This is a genomic window from Pseudomonas quebecensis, from assembly GCF_026410085.1.
Taxonomy (GTDB): domain Bacteria; phylum Pseudomonadota; class Gammaproteobacteria; order Pseudomonadales; family Pseudomonadaceae; genus Aquipseudomonas; species Aquipseudomonas quebecensis.
Genome location: NZ_CP112866.1, coordinates 810,145 through 835,944, shown reverse-complemented (window position 1 = coordinate 835,944; position 25,800 = coordinate 810,145). Strand labels below are relative to the sequence as shown.

The following is a 25,800-nucleotide window of genomic DNA, read 5'->3' as shown; positions in this document are numbered from 1 at the left end:
GAGCGTGGGAACGATGTGCGTCAAGGTGGCGTGATGGGCCGCTATCGGGGGCAAGCCCCCTCCCACTTTAATTTGTGAATACAGTCAAATGTGGGAGGGGGCTTGCCCCCGATGCTTTTAGAGCTCTACGACAACCGCTTTAGAAGCACGGGTAGCCTTGGCCCGAGCCGCTTCAATCGACTCATCCCGCGCCAACGCCACGCCCATGCGGCGCTGGCCGTTCACTTCAGGCTTACCAAACAGACGCAACGCCGTGTCCGGCTCGCTCAACGCGGCGCCGAGGTTGGCGAACGCGGTCTGGGTCGACTGCCCTTCCACCAGGATCACCGCCGACGCCGAAGGCCCGAACTGGCGGATCAGCGGGATCGGCAGCCCGAGAATCGCGCGTGCATGCAGGGCGAACTGCGACAGGTCCTGGGAAATCAGGGTCACCAGGCCGGTGTCATGCGGGCGCGGCGACACTTCGCTGAACCACACCTGATCGCCTTTGATGAACAGCTCCACGCCGAACAGGCCACGCCCGCCCAAGGCCTCGGTCACGGCCTTGGCCACGCGCTCGGATTCGGCCAGGGCAATCGGGCTCATGGCCTGTGGCTGCCAGGATTCCTGATAGTCGCCCTTTTCCTGGCGATGGCCGACCGGCGCGCAGAACGTGGTGCCGCCGATGTGGCGCACGGTCAGCAGGGTGATTTCATAGTCGAAATCGATAAAGCCCTCAATGATCACCCGGCCCTTGCCGGCACGCCCGCCCTCCTGAGCGTAGTCCCAGGCCTTCTGCACGTCGTCGGCGCTGCGCAGCAGGCTCTGGCCCTTGCCCGACGAACTCATCACCGGCTTGACCACGCACGGGAAGCCCAGGTCATGGACGGCCTTGCTGTAGTCTTCGAAGGTGTCGGCGAAGTGGTACGGCGAGGTCGGCAGGTCCAGTTCTTCCGCGGCCAGGCGACGGATGCCTTCACGGTTCATGGTCAGCGATGTGGCGCGCGCGGTCGGGATCACGGTGAAGCCTTCGGCCTCCAGTTCCACCAGGGTGGCGGTGGCGATGGCTTCGATTTCCGGCACGATGAAGTGCGGTTTTTCCGCTTCGATCACCGCACGCAGGGCGGCGCCGTCGAGCATGTTGATCACATGGCTGCGATGGGCCACCTGCATGGCCGGCGCATTGGCGTAACGATCCACGGCAATCACTTCAACGCCCAGGCGTTGCAGTTCGATTACCACTTCCTTGCCCAGTTCACCGCAGCCACACAGCAAAACGCGGGTCGCGGTCGGCGACAATGGAGTTCCGATTCGGGTCATCTCAGGTCCTCAGGGGAGCGGATCATGGGGAGAAAGGCCGGCATTTTACATGAACTGTAAAAATTGGCCTCAGTTGGCGACCACCCGTTTGCGCAGGCGCCAGGCCATGATCAGCCACACCGCCGTGACCCCGGCGAATTTCGACACGAGCGCGGTGCCTGCCACCATCGGGGTCAGCGCGCCGATCAGGCCGAAGAAGATAAACGTATCGAGGGGAATGCTCAGCGCCGAACTTATCCACAGGCGGTCGTGCAACGGGCGCTTGGTGATGCTGAACACCAGCCAGTCGATGCACTCGGACACCGCGAACGCCGTGGCGCTGGCCAGGGCGATGGACGGGTCGGAGGTGATATACGACAGCACCAGCGCCGCCAGCATGGCAATGATCGCACCGTGGCCGAAGCGGGTTTGCACCATGTCGCGCAGGATAAACACCAGGCCACCCCAGGCGGACCAGATCACATCCAGGTGCGGGGCGGTGGAGAAGGCGAAGTTGATCAGCACGACGCTGCTGATGTAGGCGATCAGGAAGAGCATGGCGGGATGGGCCCTGTGTATAAGGGGCACAGGGTACTTCACATTAAGACATATGTCGTCTGGGGGGCCTTATCGGGGGCAATGGTTCAGGCGCCGGATTTACCAGAAGCCATAAACACCCACCCACTCGCCAAGGCCCGCTCATGGCACAACCCCAACACTACCCGACGCTCGGCATTATCCATGCGACTCCAGCGTGTGATTTCATCCACGGTGCGCTGGCAGCCGGTACAGATGTCATCATCATCCAGCGCGCAAATGCTCACGCAGGGCGATGCAACAGGTCGTTCAACTGCACTCATTCTTCCTGCTCAGCCAGATCACGGGCATAACGCTGCGAATTGTGTACATAGTGCGCGGCACTGGCCTCGAGCATCCTCTTCTGCGCCTCGGTCAATTCACGCACCACTTTGCCCGGCGAGCCCATCACCAGTGAACCATCGGGGATCTCCTTGCCTTCGCCAATCAGCGAATTGGCGCCGATAATGCAATGCTTGCCGATCTTCGCGCCGTTGAGCACCACGGCATTGATGCCGATCAGGCTGTAATCGCCTACGGTGCAGCCATGCAACATCGCGTTATGGCCAATGGTCACGCCGGTACCCAGGGTCAGCGGGTAGCCCATGTCGGTGTGCATCACGCTGCCGTCCTGCACGTTGCTGTTCCTGCCGATCAGGATCAGTTCGTTGTCGCCGCGCAATACCGCGTTGAACCAGACGTTGGCGCCCTCCTCCAGCTTGACCTTGCCCACCAGCGTGGCATTGGGCGCGACCCAACTGCTGGGATGCGTCTCGACGTGGGCGTCGCCCAGGCGGTATTTCATGGTTATTCCTCACGGCGGGCCATTCGTTCGATGGCTTAGCGATTAATAAAGCTCTTGGGTGGATTGTGCAGGCTGATCTGCGCGTCGTCATAGAGCACGTTGATCAGCTCGACGATCATGATTGCCGTCAACCCCCAGATTTTGTACTCGCCATAACGATAGCTGGGCACATACCAACTACGGCCTTGGTAGTCGATCCTGTGGGTATGTTCGCGCGGGTCCTGTCGGAAAAAATCCAAGGGTACGCTGAAGACAGCGGCAATCTCGGCATCGTTGGCCAGGTACTCGACGTAGTCGGGGATGACACCGACATAAGGCGTGACACGAATGCCATGCAGTGAGATCAGTGGACTCAGGGGGCCGATAATTTCCACCAGGCCCGGTGCCAGGCCGATTTCTTCCTCAGCTTCGCGCAGGGCGGTGAAGATCAGGTCCGGGTCTTCGGGGTCACGGCGCCCACCGGGAAAGGCCACTTCGCCACCGTGGGTCGACAGGCCGCTGGCGCGCAGGGTCAGGATCAGCTCAGGTTCGTCACTGCGGGTGATCGGCACCAGCACCGCCGCTTCAGGGAAACGCCCGTCAGTCTCCAGCGTATGCGGCGTGTGATTGCTTACCCGGCGAAGTAGCTCGTCCAGCATGAGTCATCTCGATCTGTTGGCTACCTGGCATCATGCACCAAAGCGCGCGGGCGCCCAAGCCCAAACCGGAGCGGTGTCGCTAAACGACAACTTGCAGGAACGCCTGGCCCCAAGCCAAGATGGACGCACTCTCCAGGAACCCCAGCATGAAATTCTGCAGCCAGTGCGGTAAACCGGTGACCCAACGCATTCCCGATGGCGACGCGCGCCTTCGCTATGTGTGCGATCACTGCTCGACCATTCATTATCAGAACCCCAATATCGTCGCCGGCACCGTGCCGGTGTGGGGCGACCACGTGCTGTTGTGCCGCCGCGCCATCGAGCCGCGCCTGGGTTACTGGACCCTGCCGGCCGGCTTCATGGAAAACGGCGAAACGGTGGAACAGGCCGCCATGCGCGAAACCCTGGAAGAAGCCTGTGCCCGCGTGCGCAACTTGAGCCTCTACACGTTGATCAACGTGCCCCACATCAGCCAGGTGCATATTTTCTACCGCGCCGAGCTGATCGACCTCGACTTCGCCGCAGGTGCCGAGAGCCTGGAAGTGAAGCTGTTCGCCGAAGCCGACATCCCTTGGTCCGAGCTGGCTTTCCGCACGGTCGGGCGTACCTTAGAATGCTTCTTCGCTGACCGCAGGCAACAGGCCTACCCGGTACGCAGCGAATCGGTGCCGCCACTCGCCAAGCCCGCCCAATAACAAACCGGCAGACGGCCTTCAAAGGGAAATCGTTTCAATGCGTTGGTTGCTTGCTTTGCTCTGCCTGTCGTTCGCCGCGTTGTCGTCAGCCTCCACCCTGGAAACCCTGGGCGGCAAGCCGGTCGAGAAAGTCCTGGTACTCAAGTCCGCCCATCAGTTGCAACTGATCAACGACGGCAAGCCGCTCAAGACCTATCGCATCTCCCTGGGCAAGAACCCCAAAGGCCCCAAGCTGATCGAAGGCGATCGCCGCACACCCGAAGGCCTGTATTGGATCGACTGGCGCAAGACCAGTGAGCGCTTCAACCTGGCCATGCACATCTCCTACCCTAATATCAGCGATGCCGCACGCGCACGCCGCGAAGGCGTCAAGCCCGGCAGCATGATCATGATCCACGGCACCCCCGACACCGAGGACTACCCGGAACAGTGGTTCCACACCCTGGACTGGACCGACGGCTGCATCGGTATGCGCAATGTGGACATGCGCGAAGTCTGGAACCTGGTCAAGGATGGCACGCTGATCGAGATCCGGCCGTAATCGTCGACCACTCGTAAAATAATTCGAAAAAAAAACCTCCCCCGACAATGCCCGCCGGTGAATACCAGTTCACCGCGCCGGCTACGCCGTTATGCACGCGCGGAAGACCTCTCTAATACCACTTGAAACCAGGCACCTGAACAGAGCCCTGACAGCCCTGTACGCACTGTTCTGGTGGCATTGACATGGTATTTAAGTGGTATTAGTTTTCGGCCATTACCGGGCGACAACACTCCAATAACGCATCGGAAACCTGACAGATGAATCCCATCCTGGCCCTGCGCCCCGACGACAAACAATCCACGCCGCTGTATCTGCAATTGGCGCGTAAGCTGGAAGCCGCGATCCATGCCGGCGAGTGGAAATCCGAACAGGCGTTGCCCTCGGAACGGGCACTCAGTGAGCAGTTGAACATCTCGCGGGTCACGGCCCGCAAGGCACTCGAGGTGCTGTTTGCCCAAGGCCTGATCCGCCGCAGCCAAGGCTCCGGGACCTTTATCACGCCACGCCTGGAACAGCCGCTGTCGCGCCTCTCGGGGTTCAGCGAGATGTTGCGTCTCAAGGGCTTTGTGCCCAGCTCCCAATGGCTGGAGCGCGACATCACCCAGCCAACCCACGAAGAGCTGATCCGCCTGGCCTTGTCGCCCACCGACAAAGTGGCGCGCCTCAAGCGGCTGCGCAAGGCTGACGACACGGTGATGGCAATTGAAATGACCACAATGCCTGCCTCGGTTCTTCCACAGCCGCAAGCCATCGGCAACTCGCTCTACGAGTACCTGGAAAGCATCGGCAAACCCATCATGCGCGCGCTGCAGCACATTCAGGCGATCAACGCCTCGGACGAATTCGCCGCGCTGGTGGGCATCGCTCCAGGCACCGCCATGTTGTTGATGACCCGCGTGGGCTACACCGCCGACAACACACCGATAGAAATCACCGACACCTACTGCCGCAACGACTACTACGACTTCGTAGCGGAGCTGCGCAGATACGACTTTGCCGCCGAGCTGCGGCCTTAGAGAACTGCCATGTCCGAAGACAATATCCTCACGCCCGACGGTTGGATTCGTGGCCGCCTGGCGCATGCACATGGCAAGGTGACCGCCATTGAAGGCACGCCCTGCGACCCGGCCGACAACGATTTGCCCTACCTGCTACCGGGCTTTATCGACCTGCATGTGCACGGCGGTGGCGGCAAGGACATCATGCAAGGCACCTCCGCCTTCCAGACGATCACCCGCACCCATGTGCGCTTCGGCACCACGTCGCTGCTGGCCACCACCATGACCGCGCCGGTGGACGAGATCTCCCGCGTACTGGGCCAGCTCGGCACTTTCTGCGAGCAGCGCCCCGCCGGCTGCGCCCGTGTACTCGGCGTGCACCTGGAAGGGCCCTACATCAATCCGGGAAAACTCGGCGCCCAACCTAATTTCGCCCACACCGCCTTGATGGAGGAAGTCGAGGCCTATCTGCGCCTGGCGCCGATCCGAGTGATCACCATCGCACCGGAAATCGCCGGCCACGATGCGTTGATCCGCGTCCTCAGCGAACGCGGCGTACGCATGCAGATCGGTCATACCCTGGGCAGCTATGAAGAAGGCGTCGCCGCCCTCGCCGCCGGTGCCACCAGTTTCACCCACTTGTACAACGCCATGAGCCCGCTGCATCACCGCGAGCCCGGGATCGTCGGCGCCGCACTGGCCCATGCCAAGTACGCCGAGCTGATCCCGGACCTGCTTCATGTGCACCCAGGCGCCATCCGCGTGGCGTTGCGCTCGATCCCATGCCTGTACTGCGTCACCGACTCCACCGCCGCCGCCGGCATGCCCGACGGCGAATACAAGCTGGGCAGCCACACCGTGACCAAATGCCTGGGCGGCGTGCGCCTGGCCGACGGCACCCTGGCGGGCAGCACGCTGACCATGGACCAGGCGCTGCGCAACCTGGTGAAGATCGGCCTGCCCATCAGCGAAGCCTCTCAACGCCTGTCGCAATTTCCGGCGGACTACCTGGGCCTGGAAGAACGCGGCCGCCTGCAACCCGGCAGCTATGCCGACTGCGTGCGCCTGGACCGCTCCCTGCACCTCACTGACGTAATGGTCGAAGGAGACACCGTTGACTTCAAAAATGCTTGAAGAGGCCCTCGCCTCCGCTGACGCGGTCGCCGCGCAACTGCAACGCCTGGGCCCGCCGCTGGAAGAAATCGCCGGCCGCTTGCGCCGCCAGCCGCCGCAGGTGGCGATGACCATCGCCCGTGGCAGTTCGGACCACGCCGCCAGCTACTTCGCCTACCTGGCCATGCAGCATGTGGGGATTCCGGTGGCGTCGTTACCGATGTCGGTGGTCACGTTGCTGCAAGCGCCGTTGAAGGTCAGCGGCCAGGTAGCGTTCGGGTTCTCGCAGTCCGGCCAAAGTCCGGACCTGGTGGACAGCCTGCGCCTGCTGCGCAAGCGCGGTGCGTTGAGCATCTCGTTGGTCAACGCTGAAGCGTCACCGCTGCAAGCCGCGTGCGAATGCCACGTACCGCTGTGCGCCGGGCCGGAGCTGAGCGTGGCCGCCACCAAAAGCTTTATCGCCACCCTCAGTGCCAGCGCCCTATTGGTGGGGCACTGGAACCAGGAAGCAGACTTGTTGCAAGCCTGCCAGGCGCTGCCTGAGGGCCTGCGCGACGCCGCCGGACAGGATTGGCACCAAGCCGTCGAGGCCCTGCGCGACAGTCAGCGCTTGATGGTGATCGGCCGTGGCGCCGGTTTTGCCGTCGCCCAGGAAGCCGCGCTCAAGCTCAAGGAAACCTCGGCAATCCAGGCCGAAGCCTTCAGCAGCGCCGAAGTGCGCCACGGGCCGATGGCGTTGATCGACGAAAATTACCCATTGCTGGTGTTCGCCCCGCGCGGCGCCGAACAGGCCGGCCTGCTGACGCTGGCCGCCGACATGCGCCAACGCGGCGCCCGTGTATTGCTGGCCGCGCCGGACGATATCGCCGAACGCGACCTGACCCTGAGCCGCGCCGAACACCCGAGCCTGGACCCGATCCTGGCGATCCAGAGCTTCTACGTGATGGCCGCCGGCCTGGCCGTGGCGCGCGGCATGGACCCGGACCAGCCGCGCCACCTGAGCAAAGTCACTCGCACTCACTGAGTCGATTGCCGTGTTTTCCTGATGAGTACCGTGCCCATGTCCAACAACAATAAAGAACTCACACTCAGCGCGCCCCTGAGCGGCCCCGTGCTGACCCTGGGCCAGGTCCCCGACGAGGTGTTCGCGAGCCACGCCATGGGCGACGGCATTGCCATCGACCCGTTGAACGACTGCCTGCATGCCCCCTGTGACGGGGTGATCATTCATGTCGCGCGCACCGGCCACGCGCTGACGATCCGCGCCGACAACGGTGCCGAACTGCTCATGCATGTGGGCATCGATACCGTGGAACTGAACGGCGAAGGCTTTGCGTTGCTGGTCAAGGACGGCGCGCGAGTGACAAACGGCCAGGCGCTGGTGCAGTTTGATCTGGATCGCCTTGCGCGCCGGTGCAAAAGTTTGGTCAGCCTGATCATCCTGACCAATGGCGAACAGTTCGAGCTGCAGCCTCTGGCGCGTAAAACGGTCAAGGTCGGCGAGCCGCTGATGCGGGTACTCGCTCGCTCGACCGTCGGTGATGAAACCGCTGTGGATAACGTGAGCGCTGAAGCCAGCGCCAGCGTGCGTATCACCCATCGGGGCGGTCTGCATGCGCGCCCTGCGGCGCTGATCCGCAAAACCGCACTGGGTTTCAGCAGCCAGGCACGCTTGCATTACGGCGATAAATCGGCGCCGTGCGACAGCCTGGTCGGCTTGATGGCATTGGGGATCGGCGAGGGTGATGAAGTGCGGGTCAGCTGCCGTGGTACGGACGGCGAAGCGGCGTTGCAGGCATTGATTGCCGCCTTGTCAGTTCCGGTCACAGCACAACACGTCGCACCTGTAGCGGCGACACCACGCCGGGCCAGCAACGAAGCCAACGTGCTGCAGGGCGTGTGCGCGGCGCCCGGCCTGGTGTGCGGACCGTTGTTCCGCCTCGCCGGCATCGAACTGCCGGCGGATATCGGCACACACGCGGTCGACGACCAACGGCAATGCCTGGACACCGCCCTGGAGCAAGTGCGCAGTGAAATCCGCACCACCCTGGCCCACGCTCGCCAGCGCCAGCATGTCGAGGAAGAAGAGATCTTCGCCGCCCACCTCGCCCTGCTGGAAGACCCTGCCCTGGTCGAAGCCGCCACCGCCGCCATCGAACACGGCAGCGCCGCCACCCATGCCTGGCGCGATGCCATCCAGGCCCAATGCACGGTGTTGCTCGCATTGGGTAAACCCTTGTTTGCCGAACGTGCCAACGACCTGCGCGACCTGCAGCAACGCGTGCTGCGCGCATTGCTGGGCGAGGCCTGGCACGTCGAATTGCCGGCCGGTTCGATTGTCAGCGCGCACGAGTTGACGCCTTCGGACCTGCTGCAGCTGAGCGCGCAGCAAGCGGTCGGCATCTGCATGGCAGCAGGCGGGGCCACGTCCCATGTCGCGATCCTGGCGCGCGCTAAAGGCCTTCCCTGTGTGGTCGCGCTGGGCGCCGACGTGCTCGACGTGCCCCAGGGCCAGCGCGTGGTGCTCGACGCCGCCAACGGCCGCCTGGAGCTGGCGCCCAGCGAGGCGCGCCACGCCCAAGTGCACCAGATTCGCGACGCGCAGCAACTGCGGCGTCAACAGCAACAGGCCCAGGCTCGACAGCCCGCGCGCACCCTCGACGATGTGAGCATTGAGGTGGCCGCCAATGTGGCCTCCAGTGCCGAAACCCAGGTGGCGTTTGAAAACGGTGCCGATGGCGTCGGCCTGCTGCGCACCGAGTTCCTGTTCGTCGACCGCCGCACCGCGCCGGATGAACAGGAGCAGCGCCAAGCCTATCAAGCGGTACTGGATGCCATGGGCGACAAGTCGGTGATCATCCGCACCATCGACGTGGGTGGCGACAAGCAGCTCGACTACCTGCCGCTGCCCGTCGAGGCCAACCCGGTGCTGGGCCTGCGCGGCATTCGCATGGCCCAGGTACGGCCGGAACTGCTCGACCAGCAACTGCGTGCGCTGCTGCAAGTACGCCCGTTGGCGCGTTGTCGGATCCTGTTGCCGATGGTCAGTGAGGTGGACGAGCTGCTGCAGGTCCGCCAGCGCCTGGATGAGCTGTGCGCGGAGCTGGAACTGACCCAGCGCCCTGAACTCGGGGTGATGATCGAAGTGCCCGCCGCCGCGCTGATGGCCGAGCAACTGGCCGAGCATGCGGATTTCCTCTCGATCGGCACCAATGACCTGTCCCAGTACACCCTGGCCATGGACCGCGACCACGCCGGCCTCGCCGCGCGGGTCGATGCCTTGCACCCGGCACTGCTGCGGCTGATCGCCCAGACCTGCGCCGGCGCCGCCCAGCATGGGCGTTGGGTCGGTGTGTGCGGTGCCCTCGCCTCCGATCCGCTGGCCACGCCGGTACTGGTTGGCCTGGGCGTACGCGAGCTGTCGGTGAGCCCGCTGCAGATCGGCGAAATCAAGGACCGCGTCCGCCACCTGGACGCGGCGCAATGCCGGCAATTGAGCCAAGGGCTGCTCGACCTGAGCAGCGCCAGGGCCGTTCGCCACGCCTGTCAACACCACTGGCCGCTGAGCTGACAACAACAAGAAAAAAGGAGACACGCCATGTATCAATACTTCATTGAAGGCCTGCAACGCCTGGGCCGGGCACTGATGCTGCCGATCGCAATCCTGCCGATCGCCGGCCTCTTGCTGCGCCTGGGCGACACCGACCTGCTGAACATCGCGGTGATGCACGACGCCGGCCAGGCGATCTTCGCCAACCTGGCGCTGATCTTCGCCATCGGCATCGCCGTGGGCTTTGCCCGCGACAACAACGGCACCGCCGGATTGGCCGGGGCCATCGGTTATCTGGTGATGATCTCCACCCTCAAGGTGATGGACAGCACCATCAATATGGGCATGCTTGCGGGTATCGCCAGCGGCTTGATGGCCGGCGCGTTGTACAACCGCTTCAAGGACATCAAGTTGCCGGAATACCTGGCGTTCTTCGGCGGGCGACGGTTTGTACCTATAGTCACCGGGTTTTCGGCCGTGGGCCTGGGCGTGGTGTTCGGCCTGATCTGGCCGCCGATCCAGCACGGCATCAACAGCTTCGGGGTGCTGCTGATGGAAAGCGGCAGCCTCGGCGCATTTGTGTTCGGTGTGTTCAACCGCCTGCTGATCGTCACCGGCCTGCACCACATCCTCAACAATATGGCCTGGTTCGTGTTCGGCAGCTTTACCGACCCGGCCACCGGCGCGGTGGTGACGGGCGACCTGACCCGCTATTTTGCCGGCGACCCCAAGGGCGGCCAGTTCATGACCGGCATGTTCCCGGTGATGCTGTTCGGCCTGCCCGCCGCGTGCCTGGCGATGTACCGCAACGCCTTGCCGGAGCGGCGCAAGGTGATGGGCGGGATTTTCCTGTCGATGGCGCTGACCTCATTTTTGACCGGCGTGACCGAGCCGATCGAATTCGCCTTTATGTTTCTGGCGCCGTTTTTGTACCTGATCCATGCCGTGCTGACCGGCCTGTCGATGGCGATCACCAACATGCTGAACATCCACCTGGGCTTTACCTTCTCCGGTGGCTTTATCGACATGGTGCTGGGCTGGGGCAAGTCCACCAACGGCTGGCTGGTGGTGCCGGTGGGGCTGGCCTATGCGGCGATCTACTACTCGGTGTTCAGCTATTGCATCCGCCGCTTCAACCTGAAGACGCCGGGCCGTGAAGATATCCAGGTGGCGCAGGCTGAAACAATGAGCGACAACCAACGCGCCACGGCGTACATCCGCGCATTGGGCGGCGCGGACAACCTGCTGAGCGTCGGCGCCTGCACCACGCGCCTGCGTCTGGACATGGTCGACCGTAACAAGGCGGTGGACGCCGACCTCAAAGCGCTGGGCGCCATGGCCGTGGTGCGGCCGGGCAATGGTGGGAGTTTGCAGGTCGTGGTCGGGCCGATGGCCGACAGCATCGCCGATGAAATACGCCTCGCTATGCCGTCCTTTGGCGGCAGCACGCCGGCAGCGGCAGCGCCTGTGGATAAACCGCTGACGGTGGATGTGCAGGAAGCCGAAAAATGGCTGAGCGCCCTGGGTGGCCGAGAGAATGTGCAGCAGTTGGAAGCCGTGGCGATGACGCGATTGCGGGTGGCGCTGAGGGATGATTCGGTGTTGTCCGAAGCTGATCTCACTGCCCTGGGTTGCCAGGGTGTCAGCCGACTGGAAAACGGGGTTTGGCACCTGTTGATGGGTGACAAGGCACCGGGATTGGGCGAGGCGTTGGAGCGGTTGGTCGGTGCTCAGCAGATCAGGACGGGGGCTTAAAGCTTCATCGTTGAAAAGGCCTCTTCGCGAGCAAGCCCACTCCTACATTTCGACTGTATTAACAGCTCAAAATGTGGGAGCGGGCTTGCTCGCGAATGGGCTTAACGGGCGCCTGATGATTTGAGTTCGGGCACCTCATTCAAATCCAGCATGCGGTCCACCATTAACTGGATTCCTTCCAACATCCGGTGAATGCACAGCACGACATTTCGCTGCGTGCCGTCGACTTCAAAAGCCAAGTGCCCCGTCAGCGCCTGTACCGAAGCAATATCCTGGGCGGCATTGGCGAGTAAAGTTTCGCTATCGAGACTGAGCCGTACGCTGAAAAGCTGGTCGGTGGGTAGAGAGTCAGTTGGGGGATTTGGACTGTCTTTGATCATGGTAAACCTCTGGTGTGAAGTAAGAGCTACCAGCATCACTTGCAGATGATGGGTGGCAGCCGTGTGCGGGCCTGCAAGACCGAGTCACCAGAAAACCTCGGTAGACCCGAAGGTCTCCCGCACACAGCCGCCATAAATGGCGACCATGAAAAAGCGCCGCGATTATAAAGGCGCTTATGACTGACTGGTGAGGTTTCGGCGGGCTTGCAGTCCCGGTCGCTGAATTGGCAGCGACTGGGGGAGGTTAGTTATGCGAGTTCCGAGGGACAACCTGAAAGACTTGTCGGAAATATCCGAAGCGACTATTCCAACGCAGTCACAGCATAGGTATCCGCAAATTTTGAAGGCTGACACATAACTCTGTGGTGAGCAGGCTTGCCCTGCGCTGGGCTGCGAAGCAGCCCCCAAATCAAGCGCCTCGGTGTACCAGATAAAACCACATTGTCTGGAGTGGGGCCGCTTCGCAGCCCAGCGCAGGGCAAGCCTGCTTACCACAAGAACCTCATTTCTCAGCTTATGTTCACCGAAGCTGTGTAGATACCCCATGGCCGTCACCGGCAAGCCCGCCGACCTGACAGTTCCCATGCGCCCCTGCGCCTGATCCCGCTACTTATTTACGGCCTGCCGCCCACCACGGTTCTCCATGCTGAGGGCTCTACCCCTCGCATGGAGCGCGTACCCGTGAGCACGACCAGCCCGTCCTTTGACGACATCAAAGGCTACCTCAACCAGATCGGCCATCATTTGCTCAAGGGTCAGGCACCGTTGCTGCCGCAGACCGAGCCGTCGCAGGAGCTGCGTTACCTGGAGCGCCTGAACAGTATCCTCAAGCCCTATCACCAGGAGTTCATCGCCAAGGGTCGCAGCCACTACCAAGCCTTGCACAACCTCGACCTGCAAAGCGCCGGCGGGCAAACCCTGCTTGCCGAGCTCAAGGCCACGTTGAATAAGCAACTGCTGGAAATGGACCTGCGGGAGCAGGTCGATGGCAAGCCACGCAAGTCTTTCATGGTCTTTGAGGCGGGTTTTACTGCACTGGGTAATGAAGCCAGGCTCGGCGTGCAGGATCGTCTGCTGCACCCGCAGGAAGGTGAAATCCTCGGCAAAGTGCCGCTGGGCCCGACCCTGCGCCCCGGGCTGTACGCGTTGCAGTTCACCTACCAGCAGGCAACGGTGGAGCTGGCCGGCGCGTTCGTCGTCACGCAGCTCAACAGCCCCGTAGTGACTGCGCTGACCACGACGCAAGGCGTGGGCCAGGTGATGCTGTTCACACCGCTGCGCGGGATCGAGTCATTCGACTCGCTGGCCGACCTGAATAAGCATTTACTCAAGAGTCTCGACCACCGCAGCGGCCGCGAGGAGTTCATGAACCTGCTGCCGGCCCGTTACCAGGCGCTGACGGCCGCCGGCATCTGGCCGTTGATGCTGTCGCCCATCGTCGATAAACCGCTGTTCGAACACACGTTCCAGGCGCTGGTCGACAAGCGCAGCGCGGATGTCGAGCGAGCCCTGAGCCTGGCCGACAACCCCACGCAGGACGCTGCGCAACTGATCGACGACTTGGACCGCGCCATCGCCGCCGCCCTGCCCGACCTCGATGCGCGCCTGGAGCTGCGCGCCCAGGCCTTGCTCGAACGCTGCCTGCGCTACAGCGCCCCGGCCTGGTACCGCAGCGCCAGCGAGGCACGTCGTGCGACGTTGGCGCAGCACCTGGCCGAGTACGACCAGGCGCGCCACACCCTGTTGAGCCTGCTCGGCCCCGCCGCCACCCCGCACACCCTGGCACGCCATGAGTGGCTTGAGCGTTTGAGCGATGATTTGGCTATCCACGACCTGGAGCCGGAACACCTGCAAGTCAGCACGCGCCGTTTCGTTACAGGCGTGGGGCATTACGAGCAGACCCATACGTTGACTGAGCTGGCATTGCGCGGCCTGCATAACGGCGACGAACAGTTCGGCTCGGACTTCCTCAGCCAGACCACGCTCACCTGCAATGACGCGCCATTGCCCGAGCGCTACGCTGACCTGACCCCGACATGGCTCGTCGACCAGTTGAAAACCCTGCACCCGCGTGTCGCCTTCGCCCCTGTACAGCACGAGCTGCATCACCGGGAAGAAGTGCGGCACGCTATCGAACGTCTGCTCGAACAGCGGATCAACGCCCTTGCCTACATCGCCGTGCTGCAAGGCCACCTCGGTGAAGATGATTTCCAACTGATCCAGCGCCTGCGCCAAGGTCCCGACACCCCGGAGAGCACCACGGTGCTCAGCGCCAACACGCTCTCACTCCACGGCGCCCAGCTTCAAGACATGTGGGCACTGCGCCAGAAAAATCCGCAGGGCCACGTCACCCGCGTGCTGTTGTGCACGCCAGGCGCGCCTCGCGAGCAACAGTTCCAGGTGTTTGATTCCGACAGGGCCTGCCAGCAGCACATCCTGGGGTGGGCCATGGACAATGGCGTGAAGGCCGCGCCCGGTACGCTGACCGACTACCTGATCAGCCGAGTGCCCTTGCGCTTTCAAAAAGCCATGAAGCAAGTGCTCACCGGCCTGAGCTTCAAGCCCCATGCACAGGAATACGCCGAAATCACCTTCAGCCCGGCCGACAGCCAGCGCCAGTGCCTGACATCCATGGCCGAACACGTGCTCACCACGCGCACGGATGACTACGACTTCGGCACACCGGCCTGATATCGCTCAACCACCGAGGCTATCAGGCGAAAACTCCTGACGCTGGCCGAGGATGCCGAGGGCGCCTTGCGCGCCTACACCGACGAACCGTTGTCCCTGTCGACGTTTCCCAGCTTCACCACGTACCTGCACGAACAGGCCAAGCGGCAACTGAACCAGTTGCTGGGGCGTTCCGGTAACGATGTCGATCCGGATACGGTATGGGCCTACTCGCCACCTTCGCTGGTGGGCACCTGGACGCCGCCACCCTTGACATACACCCAGTTGTTCCGCGATGGCTATGCCGATGGCATCGGTTTTCTCGATGAAAAATTCTCGCGCTCGGCGACGTTCAAGGGACCCGAAGGCATCGACTTGAGCACCTTGACCGCGCAAACAGTAGCGCGCTCGGTCACGGGGGTATGGATCGGCCAACGGTATATCGACAAAGTCCGCGCTGAACTACTGAGCCCAGACAGCCAGGGTTATGCCTACCGGCGCAACGCAACCCTGGCGATCACCCAGCTGCACATGCACAGCGCCGCGCTGGAATCGCGATTGCAAGGGCACATCGCCGCAGTGGACTTGGACTGGTTGGAAAAAAGCATCGCCAGCCTGGGCGATACATCGGCCCGCACCCGTGGCAACTACGCCATCCACCGCCTGATGGTGGACGGTGAATGGGTAATCGATACCCTGTTGTTCAGCCATGCCGACAACCCCGTCCTGCTTTACACGCCCCAGGCTCCGGATGGCATTCAGTTTCGCGAAGCGCGGCAGTTCAATTACCTGTTGAAAAAGCAGCCAGGCATGATCGAGTACCTTTGCAGTCGCATGGCCCGACAGTCCCAGGTTCGTATGCGAAGCTTCCTGGAAAACGCACGCAAAGCGCTGCCTGAACACCTGAATAAAACCGATATCAGCCCTGCGCGCTACGACTCCACCCGTCGCGTAACCCCACTGCTCGACCTGCGCCAAGCCTTGTACAACATGAAATTGCAGCGCCGGATCGATGACGTCCGAGGTTCGACATCGGACCGCACGCAGATGATCGGCGCGATCGTCTGGAGCTGTGTGGAGTGGATAGCGGCCGTTGCCACCGCCCCCTTCCCGCTCGTGAGTCTGGCTACCGGCCTGTTGCTGGCCTTCAAGGACGCCATGCTCGCCCTGCACGCTTATCACCAGGGCGACAACGCTGGCGCCTTTGAGCACTTCATGGGCTACTTGTTCAACAGCGCCGGCGGCCTGCTGACCGACCTGCGCCCGGCGTTGCGCGCACTGCCACGATTTAGCCGTCCGTCGCGCCTACCGGCCGCCAGCCCCGAACATGCCCGGGCCATGAACCGCCTGCAGACCCTGGAACGCGCCCGGCCGGCGCTCTCGAACATGCAGCCGGTGCTCTTCTACGGCCAGCCACATTGGGCGCCCAAAACACCGGATGTATTGGGGCGTTACCTGTTGTACCGACTGGACCCGACCAGCGGGCAACTGCGGTCGACCACCCGCCTGGCAACGCCGACCGCCGACGGTGGATGGGTGCGCAGTGGCGTGTCGGGCGGCGCGCCCAAGTTTGAAAAACTCCCGAACTCGCCCGAGACACTCAAGCCTTATGAAATGCCTGCCAAACACTGGCGTGATCTTGAACGGGTAATGGACCCGCAGCTCAAGGCCGACCTGATGGCACAAAGCGAGTGGGCGACCAATAGCCCGTTGCACGCTCTGCCGACAGTCATCGACGAACTGCGCCCGATCCGCACGCTCTACCTGCAGCAGGTTGAACGGCTGACCCGCGATGCCAAGGCTTTTTTCGATGCGCTGGAGCCGATTGTCCCGCGTGTCGACGTGCTCCTGTTCGAGGCCAGTGCCAGCGCCGAACACATCATCCAGCAGTTGTTCAAAGAACGTTCAGGCTGGATCATCGGCCAGGTTGCCGCGTCCATCGCCAGTAAGCAGTTCCTGATCGACAACATGGATGCGCTGGTCCGACAAGGCCTCAAGCGCCTGTACGTGGAATACCTGCCGGCCGATGTGTTCCGCCTCAAGCTGGATAAGTTCAACGCCGGTAAATCCTGGCGACATATCGAAAAACACTTGGCGGCCGTCGACAAGGCCTTGGGTTTCAGCCAGGGCGCTCAATACTCGTACCTGGCCCTGGCGCGCAAGGCGCGTGAAAAAGGGGTGAAGCTATTGCCGCTGGATGCCTCGACGTCATACCAATTGGAAGACGCCCTGCAATTGGGTGAGACCGCGCCCACCACCCCGCGCAGCAACAACTTGCGCAATTTCTACTCGCATCGCCTGCTCGAAGCCGACGTCGCCGCCGCGCCCGATGAACGCTGGGTGGCCCTGGTGGATCAGACCCGCATGAGCACGTTCGAACAGGTGCCCGGGCTTGCGGACCTGCATAAAACCATCGCGTTGCGCATTCAAGACGTCTCCGCCGGCCAACCGGTGGGTATCTGGGCGGACGCCGCCGGAGCCATACCGGGGGATGCCTTGGCCAAGGGCGACTATAAGCTCACGCTGCAGACCGCCTACAAGGCCGCCGAAGCGCCGCCCGCCTCCGCTGCTAGCCCTCGTGCGGCGACGCAGCATTTCAGTGAGTTCGATTCAGTAGCCGAGCATCATGCAACCCTGGCCGAGTTGTCGATGCACCCCCGCGGCCTGGACACCCGCTACGGGCCCTCCAGCCCACTTCACGTCGAGGCGTTCAATGCCTTCCAGAAAACCCGCTCACGCCTGAAGGAAGCCGCCGAGCACTTCTTCACCGACTATGCGCCCGCACCGCGCCCCATATTGCCGACGGTACCGGCCGAGGTAACGCTGGAATCGTTTCTCAAGCAAGTGGCGGACGGGCCTTTCTCCGGGTTGGTGATCGGTGAAGCGCACAATGCACAGTCAAGCAAAGCGCTGCTCAGGACCCATATGAAAAGCATCAAGGAAGCAGGCTTCCAGACACTCTACGTCGAACACCTGCTGACGGATTTGCACCAGGCCGAGCTGGACATATTCCATCGCACTCAACGCTTTCCGGAACGTCTCAAGTCTTATTTGAAAGCTCAAGACGGCGGCCATATGCCTAGGTATAGGGGCCTTGATACCTACTCGAACACCATCCAGGCTGCGGCCAAGCACGGTATTCGCGTACGGGCACTGGACTGCACCGCCAGCTATCACCTGCGCGGCTTGCGCGGCAATGGCAAATCCCGGACACAGATGTTCAACTACTTCGCCTCGCGAGTTATTCAAGACGACCAGGCCCGCCACGGTCCTCATAAGTGGGTGGCCTTCGTCGGCAGCTCGCATACCAATACTTACCAGAGCGTTCCCGGCCTGGTGCAACTGCAGGATGCAGTCAGCCTGCATGTGCAAGACACCGCATCTGGCTTGGGCAAACGCATTCATCCTGGTTTCTGGGAGGCCAAGCAAGAAGGCATGCCCGGACGCTGGAAGGCGGTGCGCAGCGACTTCAAGCTGGAGGTCGAGGTCGCCACCAGGGAGGCGCCTGCGCCTTTTGTCCCGGTTGACCGGTCACGCCTGAACCAACCCGGTCACTTCCTGATCGAGCGCCCTTCGGCCGCCGAGACCCATTTGCTGCATCACTCCAACACGGGAGAGATTATTTCCACACCCATCCAGGTGGACGATAACGGGCTGTTTTTCATCAACCGCTGGGGCTTCGATGCACGGCGCTTTGAAGACCAAGAGATTCTGATCGAAACGCTCAAGGCCGAGGTGCACCTGACACCCGCGCCCTGAAACGCAGTCAACAAAAAACCCGCTGGCCAGACGGCCCAGCGGGTTTCCCGTGGTTTCAGCGGGCGGCTCAAAAGTCCGCCAGCTGCCATACCTCATACGCCGGCGTTTCGTACGGGTGGCTGAGTTTGAGCGCGGCCACCACCGCTCCGATCAGTTCATCCGCCACCACCAGCTCAACTTTCCATTCCTCGACCACTTCAACCCGGCCCACTTGCCCGATAAACGGCTGGCTGCCGTCCAACGCGCGAAACTGGCCCTGGCCCAGCACTTGCCAGGCGCAGCTGTCGTAGTCGCCGATGCGCCCGCCGCCGGCTTCGAAGACGGCGGCTTTCACCGTCTCCACATGGCTGTCGGGCACGAAGAAGCTGAGCTTGTACACCGCCTTAGTTCACCCACACGCGCGCGTTGCGGAACATGCGCATCCAGGCGCCGTCTTCGTCCCACTCTTCCGGGCGCCACGAGTTCTGCACGGCACGGAACACACGCTCCGGGTGCGGCATCATGATGGTCACGCGACCGTCGCGGCTGGTGAGGCCGGTGATCCCGCGCGGCGAGCCGTTAGGGTTGGCCGGGTAGGTCTCGGTGACTTTACCGTGGTTGTCGACGAATCGCAGAGCCACGGTGCCGGACAGGTCGGCTTCGAGCAACGCTTCTTCGCTGGCGAACTCGGCATGGCCTTCGCCGTGGGCGATGGCGATCGGCATGCGCGAACCGGCCATGCCTTGCAGGAAGATCGAGTTGGACTCCTGCACCTGCACCATGGCCACGCGGGCTTCGAACTGCTCGGAGCGGTTGCGCACAAAGTGCGGCCAGAACTCGCTGCCCGGGATCAGTTCGCTGAGGTTGGACATCATCTGGCAACCGTTGCACACACCCAGGGTGAAGCTGTCGTTGCGCTCGAAGAACCCCTGGAACGCATCGCGGGCACGGCTGTTGAACAGCGCCGACTTGGCCCAGCCTTCGCCGGCACCCAGCACGTCGCCGTAGGAGAAACCACCGCAGGCCACCAGTCCCTTGAACTCGTTGAGGTCGACGCGACCGGCGAGGATATCGCTCATGTGCACGTCGATCGCATTGAAACCGGCGCGGTCGAACGCAGCCGCCATTTCCACCTGACCGTTGACGCCCTGCTCACGCAGCACGGCCACCTGTGGGCGAATTCCCTTCTTGATGTACGGCGCGGCGATGTCCTGGTTGACGTCGAAGCTGAGCTTGGTGCTCAGGCCCGGATTGTCTTCTTCCAGGATCACGTCGAATTCCTGCTCGGCGCAGTCGGCGTTGTCGCGCAGGCGTTGGATCTGGTAGCTGGTCTCGGCCCACTGGCGTTGCAGCAGACGGCGCTGGCCGGTGAACACGGTGTCGCCGTTGAACGAGATGTTGATTTCGCCGTTGTTGATCGGCTGACCGATCACCGCCACGCAATCGGCCAGGCCGGCGGCGCTGAACTGAGCCAGCACATCCGGGGTCGCGTCCTGGCGTACCTGGATCACCGCACCCAACTCTTCGTTGAACAGGATGCCGTTGATCTCGGACGCATCCTCGGCAACGCTGTCGAGCACGATGTTCAGGCCGCAGTGACCGGCGAAGGCCATCTCGACCACACTGGTCAGCAGGCCGCCGTCGGAACGGTCATGGTAGGCCAACAGGTGGCCGTCGGCGTTGAGGCCCTGGATCACGGCGAAGAAGGCTTTCAGGTCTTCGGCGTCGTCGACGTCCGGAGCCTGCTTGCCGAGTTTGCCGTGGGTCTGCGCCAGGATCGAGGCGCCCATGCGGTTCTGGCCACGGCCCAGGTCGATCAGCACCAGGTCGGTGGTGCCCTTGTCCATGCGCAGTTGCGGGGTCAGGGTCTGGCGGATATCGGTGACCGGCGCGAAACCGGTGACGATCAGCGACAGCGGCGAGGTGACGCTCTTGTCGGTGCCGTCTTCGTTCCAGCGGGTGGCCATGGACATCGAGTCCTTGCCCACCGGAATGGTGATGCCCAGCTCCGGGCACAGCTCCATGCCGACCGCTTTTACGGTGTCGTACAGGCGCGCGTCTTCACCGGGGTGACCGGCGGCGGACATCCAGTTGGCCGACAATTTGATGTCGGACAGCTTGCCGATGCGCGACGCGGCGATGTTGGTGAGGGTTTCACCGATGGCCATGCGGCCCGACGCCGGAGCGTCCAGCAGGGCCAGCGGGGTACGTTCGCCCATGGCCATGGCTTCACCGGTGTAGACGTCGAAACTGGTGGCGGTGACGGCCACGTCGGCCACTGGCACCTGCCACGGGCCGACCATTTGGTCACGGGCCACCAGGCCGGTGATGGTGCGGTCGCCGATGGTGATCAGAAAGCTTTTGCTCGCCACGGCCGGGTGATGCAGCACGCGTTCGATACTGTCGGCCAGGTCCAGGGCGCTTGGGTCGAAATCATCGCCCAACTCGGTTTCACGTACCGCCGAACGGTGCATGCGCGGGGCTTTGCCCAGCAGCACTTCGAGCGGCATGTCCACCGGGCTGTTGCCGAAGTGGCTGTCGGTGACGGTCAGTTGCGGCTCGGCAGTGGCTTCGCCGACCACGGCAAACGGGCAGCGCTCGCGCTCGCAGATGGCCTGGAAGCGCGCAAAGTCGTCAGGGCCGACCGCCAGTACGTAGCGTTCCTGGGATTCGTTGCTCCAGATTTCGTGCGGGGCCATGCCCGGCTCGTCGTTTGGAATGTTGCGCAGTTCGAAGCGGCCACCGCGGTCGCCGTCGTTGACCAGTTCCGGGAAGGCGTTGGACAGACCGCCCGCGCCGACGTCGTGGATGAAGCTGATCGGGTTCTTGTCACCCAACTGCCAGCAACGGTCGATGACTTCCTGGCAGCGGCGCTCCATCTCAGGGTTTTCGCGCTGTACCGAAGCGAAGTCCAGGTCCGCCGAGCTGGTGCCGGTGGCCATGGAGGAAGCCGCGCCGCCGCCCAGGCCGATCAGCATTGCCGGGCCGCCGAGCACGATCAGCTTGGAGCCGACCAGAATCTCGCCTTTCTTGACGTGTTCTTCACGGATGTTGCCCATGCCGCCGGCCAACATGATCGGCTTGTGGTAGCCGCGCACCTCGTCGCCACGCGGGGTGGTGATGGACTGTTCGAAGGTACGGAAGTAACCGGTGAGCGCCGGACGCCCGAACTCGTTGTTGAACGCCGCGCCGCCGAGCGGGCCTTCGATCATGATGTCCAGCGCGGTGACGATGCGCTCAGGCTTGCCGTACGGCACTTCCCAAGGCTGTTCGAAACCCGGGATCTGCAGGTTGGACACGGTGAAACCGGTGAGGCCGGCCTTTGGCTTGGCGCCACGGCCGGTGGCACCTTCGTCGCGGATCTCGCCGCCGGAACCGGTGGCAGCACCCGGGAACGGGGCAATCGCGGTCGGGTGGTTGTGGGTCTCGACCTTCATCAGGATGTGCACCGGCTCCTGCACCGCGCCGTACTGGCGGGTTTCCGGGTCCGGGAAGAAACGGCCGGCGACGCTGCCGACGATCACCGAGGCGTTGTCCTTATAAGCCGACAGAACGCCTTCGCTGTGCATCACGTAGGTGTTCTTGATCATGCCGAACAGGCTTTTTTCCTGGCTTTCGCCGTCGATGTCCCAACTGGCGTTGAAGATCTTGTGACGGCAATGCTCGGAGTTGGCCTGGGCGAACATCATCAGTTCGATGTCGTGCGGGTTGCGCTTGAGGCCGTTGAAGGCGTTGACCAGGTAGTCGATCTCGTCTTCGGCCAGGGCCAGGCCCAGTTCGGTGTTGGCCTTCTCGAGGGCGGCGCGGCCACCGCCGAGCACGTCGATCGCGGTCAGCGGCTTGGGCTCGGCGTGGCTGAACAGGCCGGCGGCCTGTTCCAGCTGGCCGACGATGATCTGGGTCATGCGGTCGTGCAGGCTGCTGGCGATCAGCTCGGCTTCGGCGTCGCTGAACTGCCCGGCGACGTAGAAGGCGATACCGCGTTCCAGGCGCTGGATGCTCGACAGGCCACAGTTACGGGCGATATCGCTGGCCTTGCTCGACCAGGGCGAGATGGTGCCGAACCGTGGCAGAACCAGGAACAAGCGGCCGGTGGGCTCTTGAACGGGAACGCTGGGACCGTACTTCAGAAGGCGTGCCAGCACTTGCTGTTCGTCGGCGGTCAAGACGCCGGTTACGTCGGCGAAGTGAGCAAATTCAGCATACAGGCCTGTAACAGCTGGAACCTTCTGGCTCAGTTGCTCAAGGAGTTTGCTGTGGCGAAAGGCAGAAAGGGCAGGAGCGCCGCGCAGGATCAACATCTTCGGGACAGCCTCGGGAAGGGGTGTGCTTTGAGGCCGTGCATTCTAGCGTAAACCGCCGCCAACGGCACCCGAAACGGCACCGCTGGCCGCTGCCGAACGTCAGTTGGCCAACATTGCAGGCCGCCGACGCGTTATCGCCGCTATTGGGCGCAGTTATTTTAACCGTCACAATCGCCCGCCAATGCCCATTTCTGCGGGCTGCAGCACAGTTTCAGCGGCGCTAGCAGACAAGTCCGCCGCTGTCGAGATATGGCGCCGTGGGCCGTTTGCGTATACTGCGCAGATGTTCTCCCCAACTGCTTTGCGCCCGCGATGCGCCAGATGGCTCATCGCAACCGGACTCTTCCTGATGCTCAGCGCCTGTGTTGATAAGCCCAGCACGCTCGAGCGAATCAAGGAGGATGGCGTATTGCGGGTGATTACCCGAAACAGCCCGGCGACTTATTTCCAGGACCGCAACGGTGAAACCGGTTTCGAATACGAACTGGTCAAGCGTTTTGCCGATGACCTGGGGGTGAAGCTGGAAATCGAGACCGCCGACAACCTTGACGACCTGTTCGGCCAGTTGGGCAAACCCAACGGCCCGGTGCTCGCCGCCGCCGGCCTGGTCAGCAGCCAGGAGCGCCAGCAGCAGGTACGTTTCTCCCACCCGTACCTGGAAGTGACCCCGCAGGTTATCTACCGTAACGGCCAGTCGCGCCCGACCAATGCGGCGGACTTGGTGGGCAAGAAGATCATGGTGCTCAAGGGCAGCACCCACGCCGAACAACTGGCCGAGCTTAAAAAGCAGAATCCCGCCATCGAATACGAAGAATCCGACGCCGTCGAGGTGGTCGACCTGCTGCGCATGGTCGACGAAGGGCAAATCGACCTGACCCTGGTGGACTCCAACGAAGTGGCGATGAACCAGGTGTACTTTCCCAATGTGCGCGTCGCGTTCGACCTGGGCGATGCCAGCAACCAGAGCTGGGCCGTGGCCGCCGGTGACGACAACAGCCTGCTCAACGAAATCAACGGTTACCTCGACAAGGTGCAAAAGAATGGCACCCTGCAACGGCTCAAAGACCGCTACTACGGGCATGTCGATGTGCTCGGCTACGTCGGCGCCTACACCTTTGCCCAGCATTTGCAGCAGCGCCTGCCCAAGTACGAAAAGCACTTCCGGGCCTACGCCAAGGAAGAAAAGGTCGACTGGCGCCTATTGGCCGCCATCGGCTACCAGGAGTCACTCTGGCAGCCGGCGGTCACCTCCAAGACCGGCGTGCGCGGCCTGATGATGCTGACCCAGAACACCGCCCAGGCAATGGGCGTGTCCAACCGGCTGGACGCCAAGCAAAGCATCATGGGCGGCGCCAAGTACCTGGCCAGGATCAAAAACGAACTGGACGACAGCATCGCTGAGCCGGATCGCACCTGGTTCGCCCTCGCGGCCTACAACGTGGGCACCGGCCACCTGGACGACGCGCGGCTGCTGGCAAAAAAAGAAGGCTTGAACCCGAACAAGTGGCTGGACGTGAAAAAAATGCTGCCGCGCCTGTCGCAGAAGCAGTGGTACAGCAAAACCCGCTACGGCTACGCACGCGGCGGTGAACCGGTGCACTTCGTGGCGAACATCCGGCGTTACTACGACATCCTCACCTGGGTGACCCAGCCGCAGCTGGAAGGCAACCAGGTGGTCGAAGGCAATTTGCATGTGCCGGGTGTGGACAAGACCAAGCCGCCGGAAGAAACCCCGCCGTTATGATCGTTCCCCACGCTCCGCGTGGGAATGCATCCGGTGACGCTCTGCGTCACGACTTTAAGAGCGGACGCAGAGCGTCCAGGGCGGCGTTCCCACGCGGAGCGTGGGAACGATCATCGAGGGCAAGCCCTCTCCCACATTGTGATCTCTCCTTGGATCAGAGGCCGGTGAGCAGGTTTACCACTCCTCCCGCCAACACCATCACACCCTGCACACCCGACGCTTTCAATGCCGCCTCATCCAACCGTCCCGCATCCTGCAAGTGCCCCCTCACCCGCTGTTGCGATTCTGATCGTTCCCCACGCTCCGCGTGGGAATGCATCCGGTGACGCTCTGCGTCACGACTTTAAGAGCGGACGCATAGCGTCCAGAGCGGCGTTCGCACGCGAAGCGTGGGAACGATCATCGAGGGCAAGCCCTCTCCCACATTGTGATCTCTCCTTGGATCAGAGGCCGGTGATCAGGTGGACCACTCCTCCCGCCAACACCATCACACCCTGCACACCCGTCGCTTTCAATGCCGCCTCATCCAACCGGCCCGCATCCTGCAAGTGCACCCTCACCCGCTGTTGCGATTCTGATCGTTCCCCACGCTCCGCGTGGGAATGCATCCGGTGACGCTCTGCGTCACGACTTTAAGAGCCGACGCAGAGCGTCCAGGGCGGCGTTCCCACGCGGAGCGTGGGAACGATCATCCAGGGCAAGCCCTCTCCCACATTGTGATCTCTCCTTGGATCAGAGGCCGGTGATCAGGTGGACCACTCCTCCCGCCAACACCATCACACCCTGCACACCCGACGCTTTCAATGCCGCCTCATCCAACCGTCCCGCATCCTGCAAGTGCACCCTCACCCGCGTCAGCGCCACACGCTGTTGCGATTTGAGGTTATTGGCACCGCCCAACGCACTCAGCACATCGGCCGACAAGAGCCCCTGCGTCGGTGTCGCCACCGTTTCGGCGACCAGATCCGGGGTCAGGGCTTTCCAGAACGCCCGCTGCAATTTCTCGAACATG

19 protein-coding genes and 1 pseudogene are annotated in these 25,800 nt (G+C 62.7%); 10 read left to right on the top strand and 10 right to left on the bottom strand.

All coding sequences use genetic code 11. The features are described from left to right. Nucleotides 1-117: 117 nt before the first annotated feature. The 5 genes from purT to OSC50_RS03930 all read right to left on the bottom strand — a co-directional run bounded on the left by purT (nt 118) and on the right by OSC50_RS03930 (nt 3,297). Nucleotides 118-1,299 carry a formate-dependent phosphoribosylglycinamide formyltransferase gene (gene purT / locus OSC50_RS03950; protein WP_181078901.1) on the bottom strand — a complete coding sequence of 394 codons (1,182 nt, stop codon included), beginning with the start codon at nt 1,297-1,299 and terminating at the stop codon, nt 118-120. Between the two features lie 69 nt (nt 1,300-1,368). Next, entirely contained in the window at nt 1,369-1,836 is a 468-nt protein-coding gene (locus tag OSC50_RS03945; RefSeq protein ID WP_266246615.1) for a VUT family protein, read from the bottom strand. Between the two features lie 86 nt (nt 1,837-1,922). Next, complete coding sequence (locus tag OSC50_RS03940; protein ID WP_181078897.1) at nt 1,923-2,138, bottom strand: DUF1289 domain-containing protein; 216 nt, start codon at nt 2,136-2,138, stop codon at nt 1,923-1,925. Beyond that, a complete protein-coding gene (locus tag OSC50_RS03935) occupies nt 2,135-2,659 on the bottom strand; it encodes a gamma carbonic anhydrase family protein (RefSeq protein WP_266246616.1) in 525 nt (174 codons plus the stop codon). Before OSC50_RS03935 ends, OSC50_RS03940 begins: the two co-directional genes overlap by 4 nt. A 35-nt stretch (nt 2,660-2,694) precedes the next feature. Then, on the bottom strand, nt 2,695-3,297 hold the full coding sequence (locus OSC50_RS03930) for a CoA pyrophosphatase (protein ID WP_181078893.1): 603 nt from the start codon (nt 3,295-3,297) through the stop codon (nt 2,695-2,697). Between the two features lie 146 nt (nt 3,298-3,443). Between OSC50_RS03930 and OSC50_RS03925 the strand changes: the two genes are divergently transcribed. The 7 genes from OSC50_RS03925 to nagE all read left to right on the top strand — a co-directional run bounded on the left by OSC50_RS03925 (nt 3,444) and on the right by nagE (nt 11,952). Continuing rightward, nucleotides 3,444-3,992 (top strand): NUDIX hydrolase, encoded by a 549-nt coding sequence (locus OSC50_RS03925; RefSeq protein ID WP_181078891.1) that lies wholly within the window; start codon nt 3,444-3,446, stop codon nt 3,990-3,992. A 37-nt stretch (nt 3,993-4,029) separates the two neighbouring features. Next, nucleotides 4,030-4,533, top strand: coding sequence for a L,D-transpeptidase family protein (locus OSC50_RS03920; RefSeq protein ID WP_181078890.1), 504 nt, complete (start codon nt 4,030-4,032; stop codon nt 4,531-4,533). Nucleotides 4,534-4,793: 260 nt separating this feature from the next. Beyond that, nucleotides 4,794-5,552 (top strand): GntR family transcriptional regulator, encoded by a 759-nt coding sequence (locus OSC50_RS03915; protein ID WP_253509238.1) that lies wholly within the window; start codon nt 4,794-4,796, stop codon nt 5,550-5,552. Nucleotides 5,553-5,561: 9 nt separating this feature from the next. Continuing rightward, nucleotides 5,562-6,668, top strand: coding sequence for an N-acetylglucosamine-6-phosphate deacetylase (gene nagA, locus OSC50_RS03910; RefSeq protein ID WP_253509239.1), 1,107 nt, complete (start codon nt 5,562-5,564; stop codon nt 6,666-6,668). After that, nucleotides 6,649-7,671 carry an SIS domain-containing protein gene (locus OSC50_RS03905; RefSeq protein ID WP_181078884.1) on the top strand — a complete coding sequence of 341 codons (1,023 nt, stop codon included), beginning with the start codon at nt 6,649-6,651 and terminating at the stop codon, nt 7,669-7,671. Before nagA ends, OSC50_RS03905 begins: the two co-directional genes overlap by 20 nt. Nucleotides 7,672-7,707: 36 nt before the next feature. Further along, nucleotides 7,708-10,218 (top strand): phosphoenolpyruvate--protein phosphotransferase, encoded by a 2,511-nt coding sequence (gene ptsP / locus OSC50_RS03900; protein ID WP_266246619.1) that lies wholly within the window; start codon nt 7,708-7,710, stop codon nt 10,216-10,218. A gap of 27 nt (nt 10,219-10,245) precedes the next feature. After that, nucleotides 10,246-11,952, top strand: coding sequence for an N-acetylglucosamine-specific PTS transporter subunit IIBC (nagE, locus tag OSC50_RS03895; protein ID WP_266246620.1), 1,707 nt, complete (start codon nt 10,246-10,248; stop codon nt 11,950-11,952). A gap of 101 nt (nt 11,953-12,053) precedes the next feature. Here the strand turns inward: nagE and OSC50_RS03890 are convergent, their stop codons facing one another. Further along, nucleotides 12,054-12,332 carry a DUF6124 family protein gene (locus tag OSC50_RS03890; RefSeq protein ID WP_266246622.1) on the bottom strand — a complete coding sequence of 93 codons (279 nt, stop codon included), beginning with the start codon at nt 12,330-12,332 and terminating at the stop codon, nt 12,054-12,056. A gap of 681 nt (nt 12,333-13,013) precedes the next feature. Between OSC50_RS03890 and OSC50_RS03885 the strand changes: the two genes are divergently transcribed. Together OSC50_RS03885 and OSC50_RS03880 are read left to right on the top strand one after the other, a co-directional pair. Further along, nucleotides 13,014-15,023 carry a dermonecrotic toxin domain-containing protein gene (locus OSC50_RS03885; RefSeq protein ID WP_266246624.1) on the top strand — a complete coding sequence of 670 codons (2,010 nt, stop codon included), beginning with the start codon at nt 13,014-13,016 and terminating at the stop codon, nt 15,021-15,023. 66 nt (nt 15,024-15,089) lie between these two features. Continuing rightward, entirely contained in the window at nt 15,090-18,761 is a 3,672-nt protein-coding gene (locus OSC50_RS03880; RefSeq protein WP_266246626.1) for a membrane-targeted effector domain-containing toxin, read from the top strand. Nucleotides 18,762-18,828: 67 nt separating this feature from the next. Here OSC50_RS03880 and OSC50_RS03875 read toward each other — a convergent pair whose 3' ends face one another. Together OSC50_RS03875 and purL are read right to left on the bottom strand one after the other, a co-directional pair. Beyond that, on the bottom strand, nt 18,829-19,140 hold the full coding sequence (locus tag OSC50_RS03875; RefSeq protein WP_181078874.1) for a YqfO family protein: 312 nt from the start codon (nt 19,138-19,140) through the stop codon (nt 18,829-18,831). Nucleotides 19,141-19,144: 4 nt separating this feature from the next. Continuing rightward, the gene (purL, locus tag OSC50_RS03870; protein ID WP_181078872.1) at nt 19,145-23,041 is read right to left on the bottom strand and encodes a phosphoribosylformylglycinamidine synthase; all 3,897 of its coding nucleotides are present in this window, start codon (nt 23,039-23,041) and stop codon (nt 19,145-19,147) included. Nucleotides 23,042-23,327: 286 nt separating this feature from the next. Between purL and mltF the strand changes: the two genes are divergently transcribed. Continuing rightward, nucleotides 23,328-24,788 carry a membrane-bound lytic murein transglycosylase MltF gene (gene mltF, locus OSC50_RS03865; protein WP_181078870.1) on the top strand — a complete coding sequence of 487 codons (1,461 nt, stop codon included), beginning with the start codon at nt 23,328-23,330 and terminating at the stop codon, nt 24,786-24,788. A gap of 443 nt (nt 24,789-25,231) precedes the next feature. Here the strand turns inward: mltF and OSC50_RS03855 are convergent. Both OSC50_RS03855 and OSC50_RS03850 read right to left on the bottom strand, forming a co-directional pair. Then, nucleotides 25,232-25,351: pseudogene (locus OSC50_RS03855) on the bottom strand (PTS sugar transporter subunit IIB); the annotation flags it as partial. A gap of 169 nt (nt 25,352-25,520) precedes the next feature. Further along, entirely contained in the window at nt 25,521-25,799 is a 279-nt protein-coding gene (locus OSC50_RS03850; RefSeq protein WP_253509254.1) for a PTS sugar transporter subunit IIB, read from the bottom strand. Between the last annotated feature and the right edge of the window lies 1 nt (nt 25,800).

Coding starts and splice junctions, on each gene's coding strand:
- purT (WP_181078901.1), bottom strand. CDS start 1,299: ATGACCCGAATCGGAACTCCATTGTCGCCGACCGCGACCCGCGTTTTG.
- OSC50_RS03945 (WP_266246615.1), bottom strand. CDS start 1,836: ATGCTCTTCCTGATCGCCTACATCAGCAGCGTCGTGCTGATCAACTTC.
- OSC50_RS03940 (WP_181078897.1), bottom strand. CDS start 2,138: ATGAGTGCAGTTGAACGACCTGTTGCATCGCCCTGCGTGAGCATTTGC.
- OSC50_RS03935 (WP_266246616.1), bottom strand. CDS start 2,659: ATGAAATACCGCCTGGGCGACGCCCACGTCGAGACGCATCCCAGCAGT.
- OSC50_RS03930 (WP_181078893.1), bottom strand. CDS start 3,297: ATGCTGGACGAGCTACTTCGCCGGGTAAGCAATCACACGCCGCATACG.
- OSC50_RS03925 (WP_181078891.1), top strand. CDS start 3,444: ATGAAATTCTGCAGCCAGTGCGGTAAACCGGTGACCCAACGCATTCCC.
- OSC50_RS03920 (WP_181078890.1), top strand. CDS start 4,030: ATGCGTTGGTTGCTTGCTTTGCTCTGCCTGTCGTTCGCCGCGTTGTCG.
- OSC50_RS03915 (WP_253509238.1), top strand. CDS start 4,794: ATGAATCCCATCCTGGCCCTGCGCCCCGACGACAAACAATCCACGCCG.
- nagA (WP_253509239.1), top strand. CDS start 5,562: ATGTCCGAAGACAATATCCTCACGCCCGACGGTTGGATTCGTGGCCGC.
- ptsP (WP_266246619.1), top strand. CDS start 7,708: ATGTCCAACAACAATAAAGAACTCACACTCAGCGCGCCCCTGAGCGGC.
- nagE (WP_266246620.1), top strand. CDS start 10,246: ATGTATCAATACTTCATTGAAGGCCTGCAACGCCTGGGCCGGGCACTG.
- OSC50_RS03890 (WP_266246622.1), bottom strand. CDS start 12,332: ATGATCAAAGACAGTCCAAATCCCCCAACTGACTCTCTACCCACCGAC.
- purL (WP_181078872.1), bottom strand. CDS start 23,041: ATGTTGATCCTGCGCGGCGCTCCTGCCCTTTCTGCCTTTCGCCACAGC.
- mltF (WP_181078870.1), top strand. CDS start 23,328: ATGTTCTCCCCAACTGCTTTGCGCCCGCGATGCGCCAGATGGCTCATC.
- OSC50_RS03850 (WP_253509254.1), bottom strand. CDS start 25,799: ATGTTCGAGAAATTGCAGCGGGCGTTCTGGAAAGCCCTGACCCCGGAT.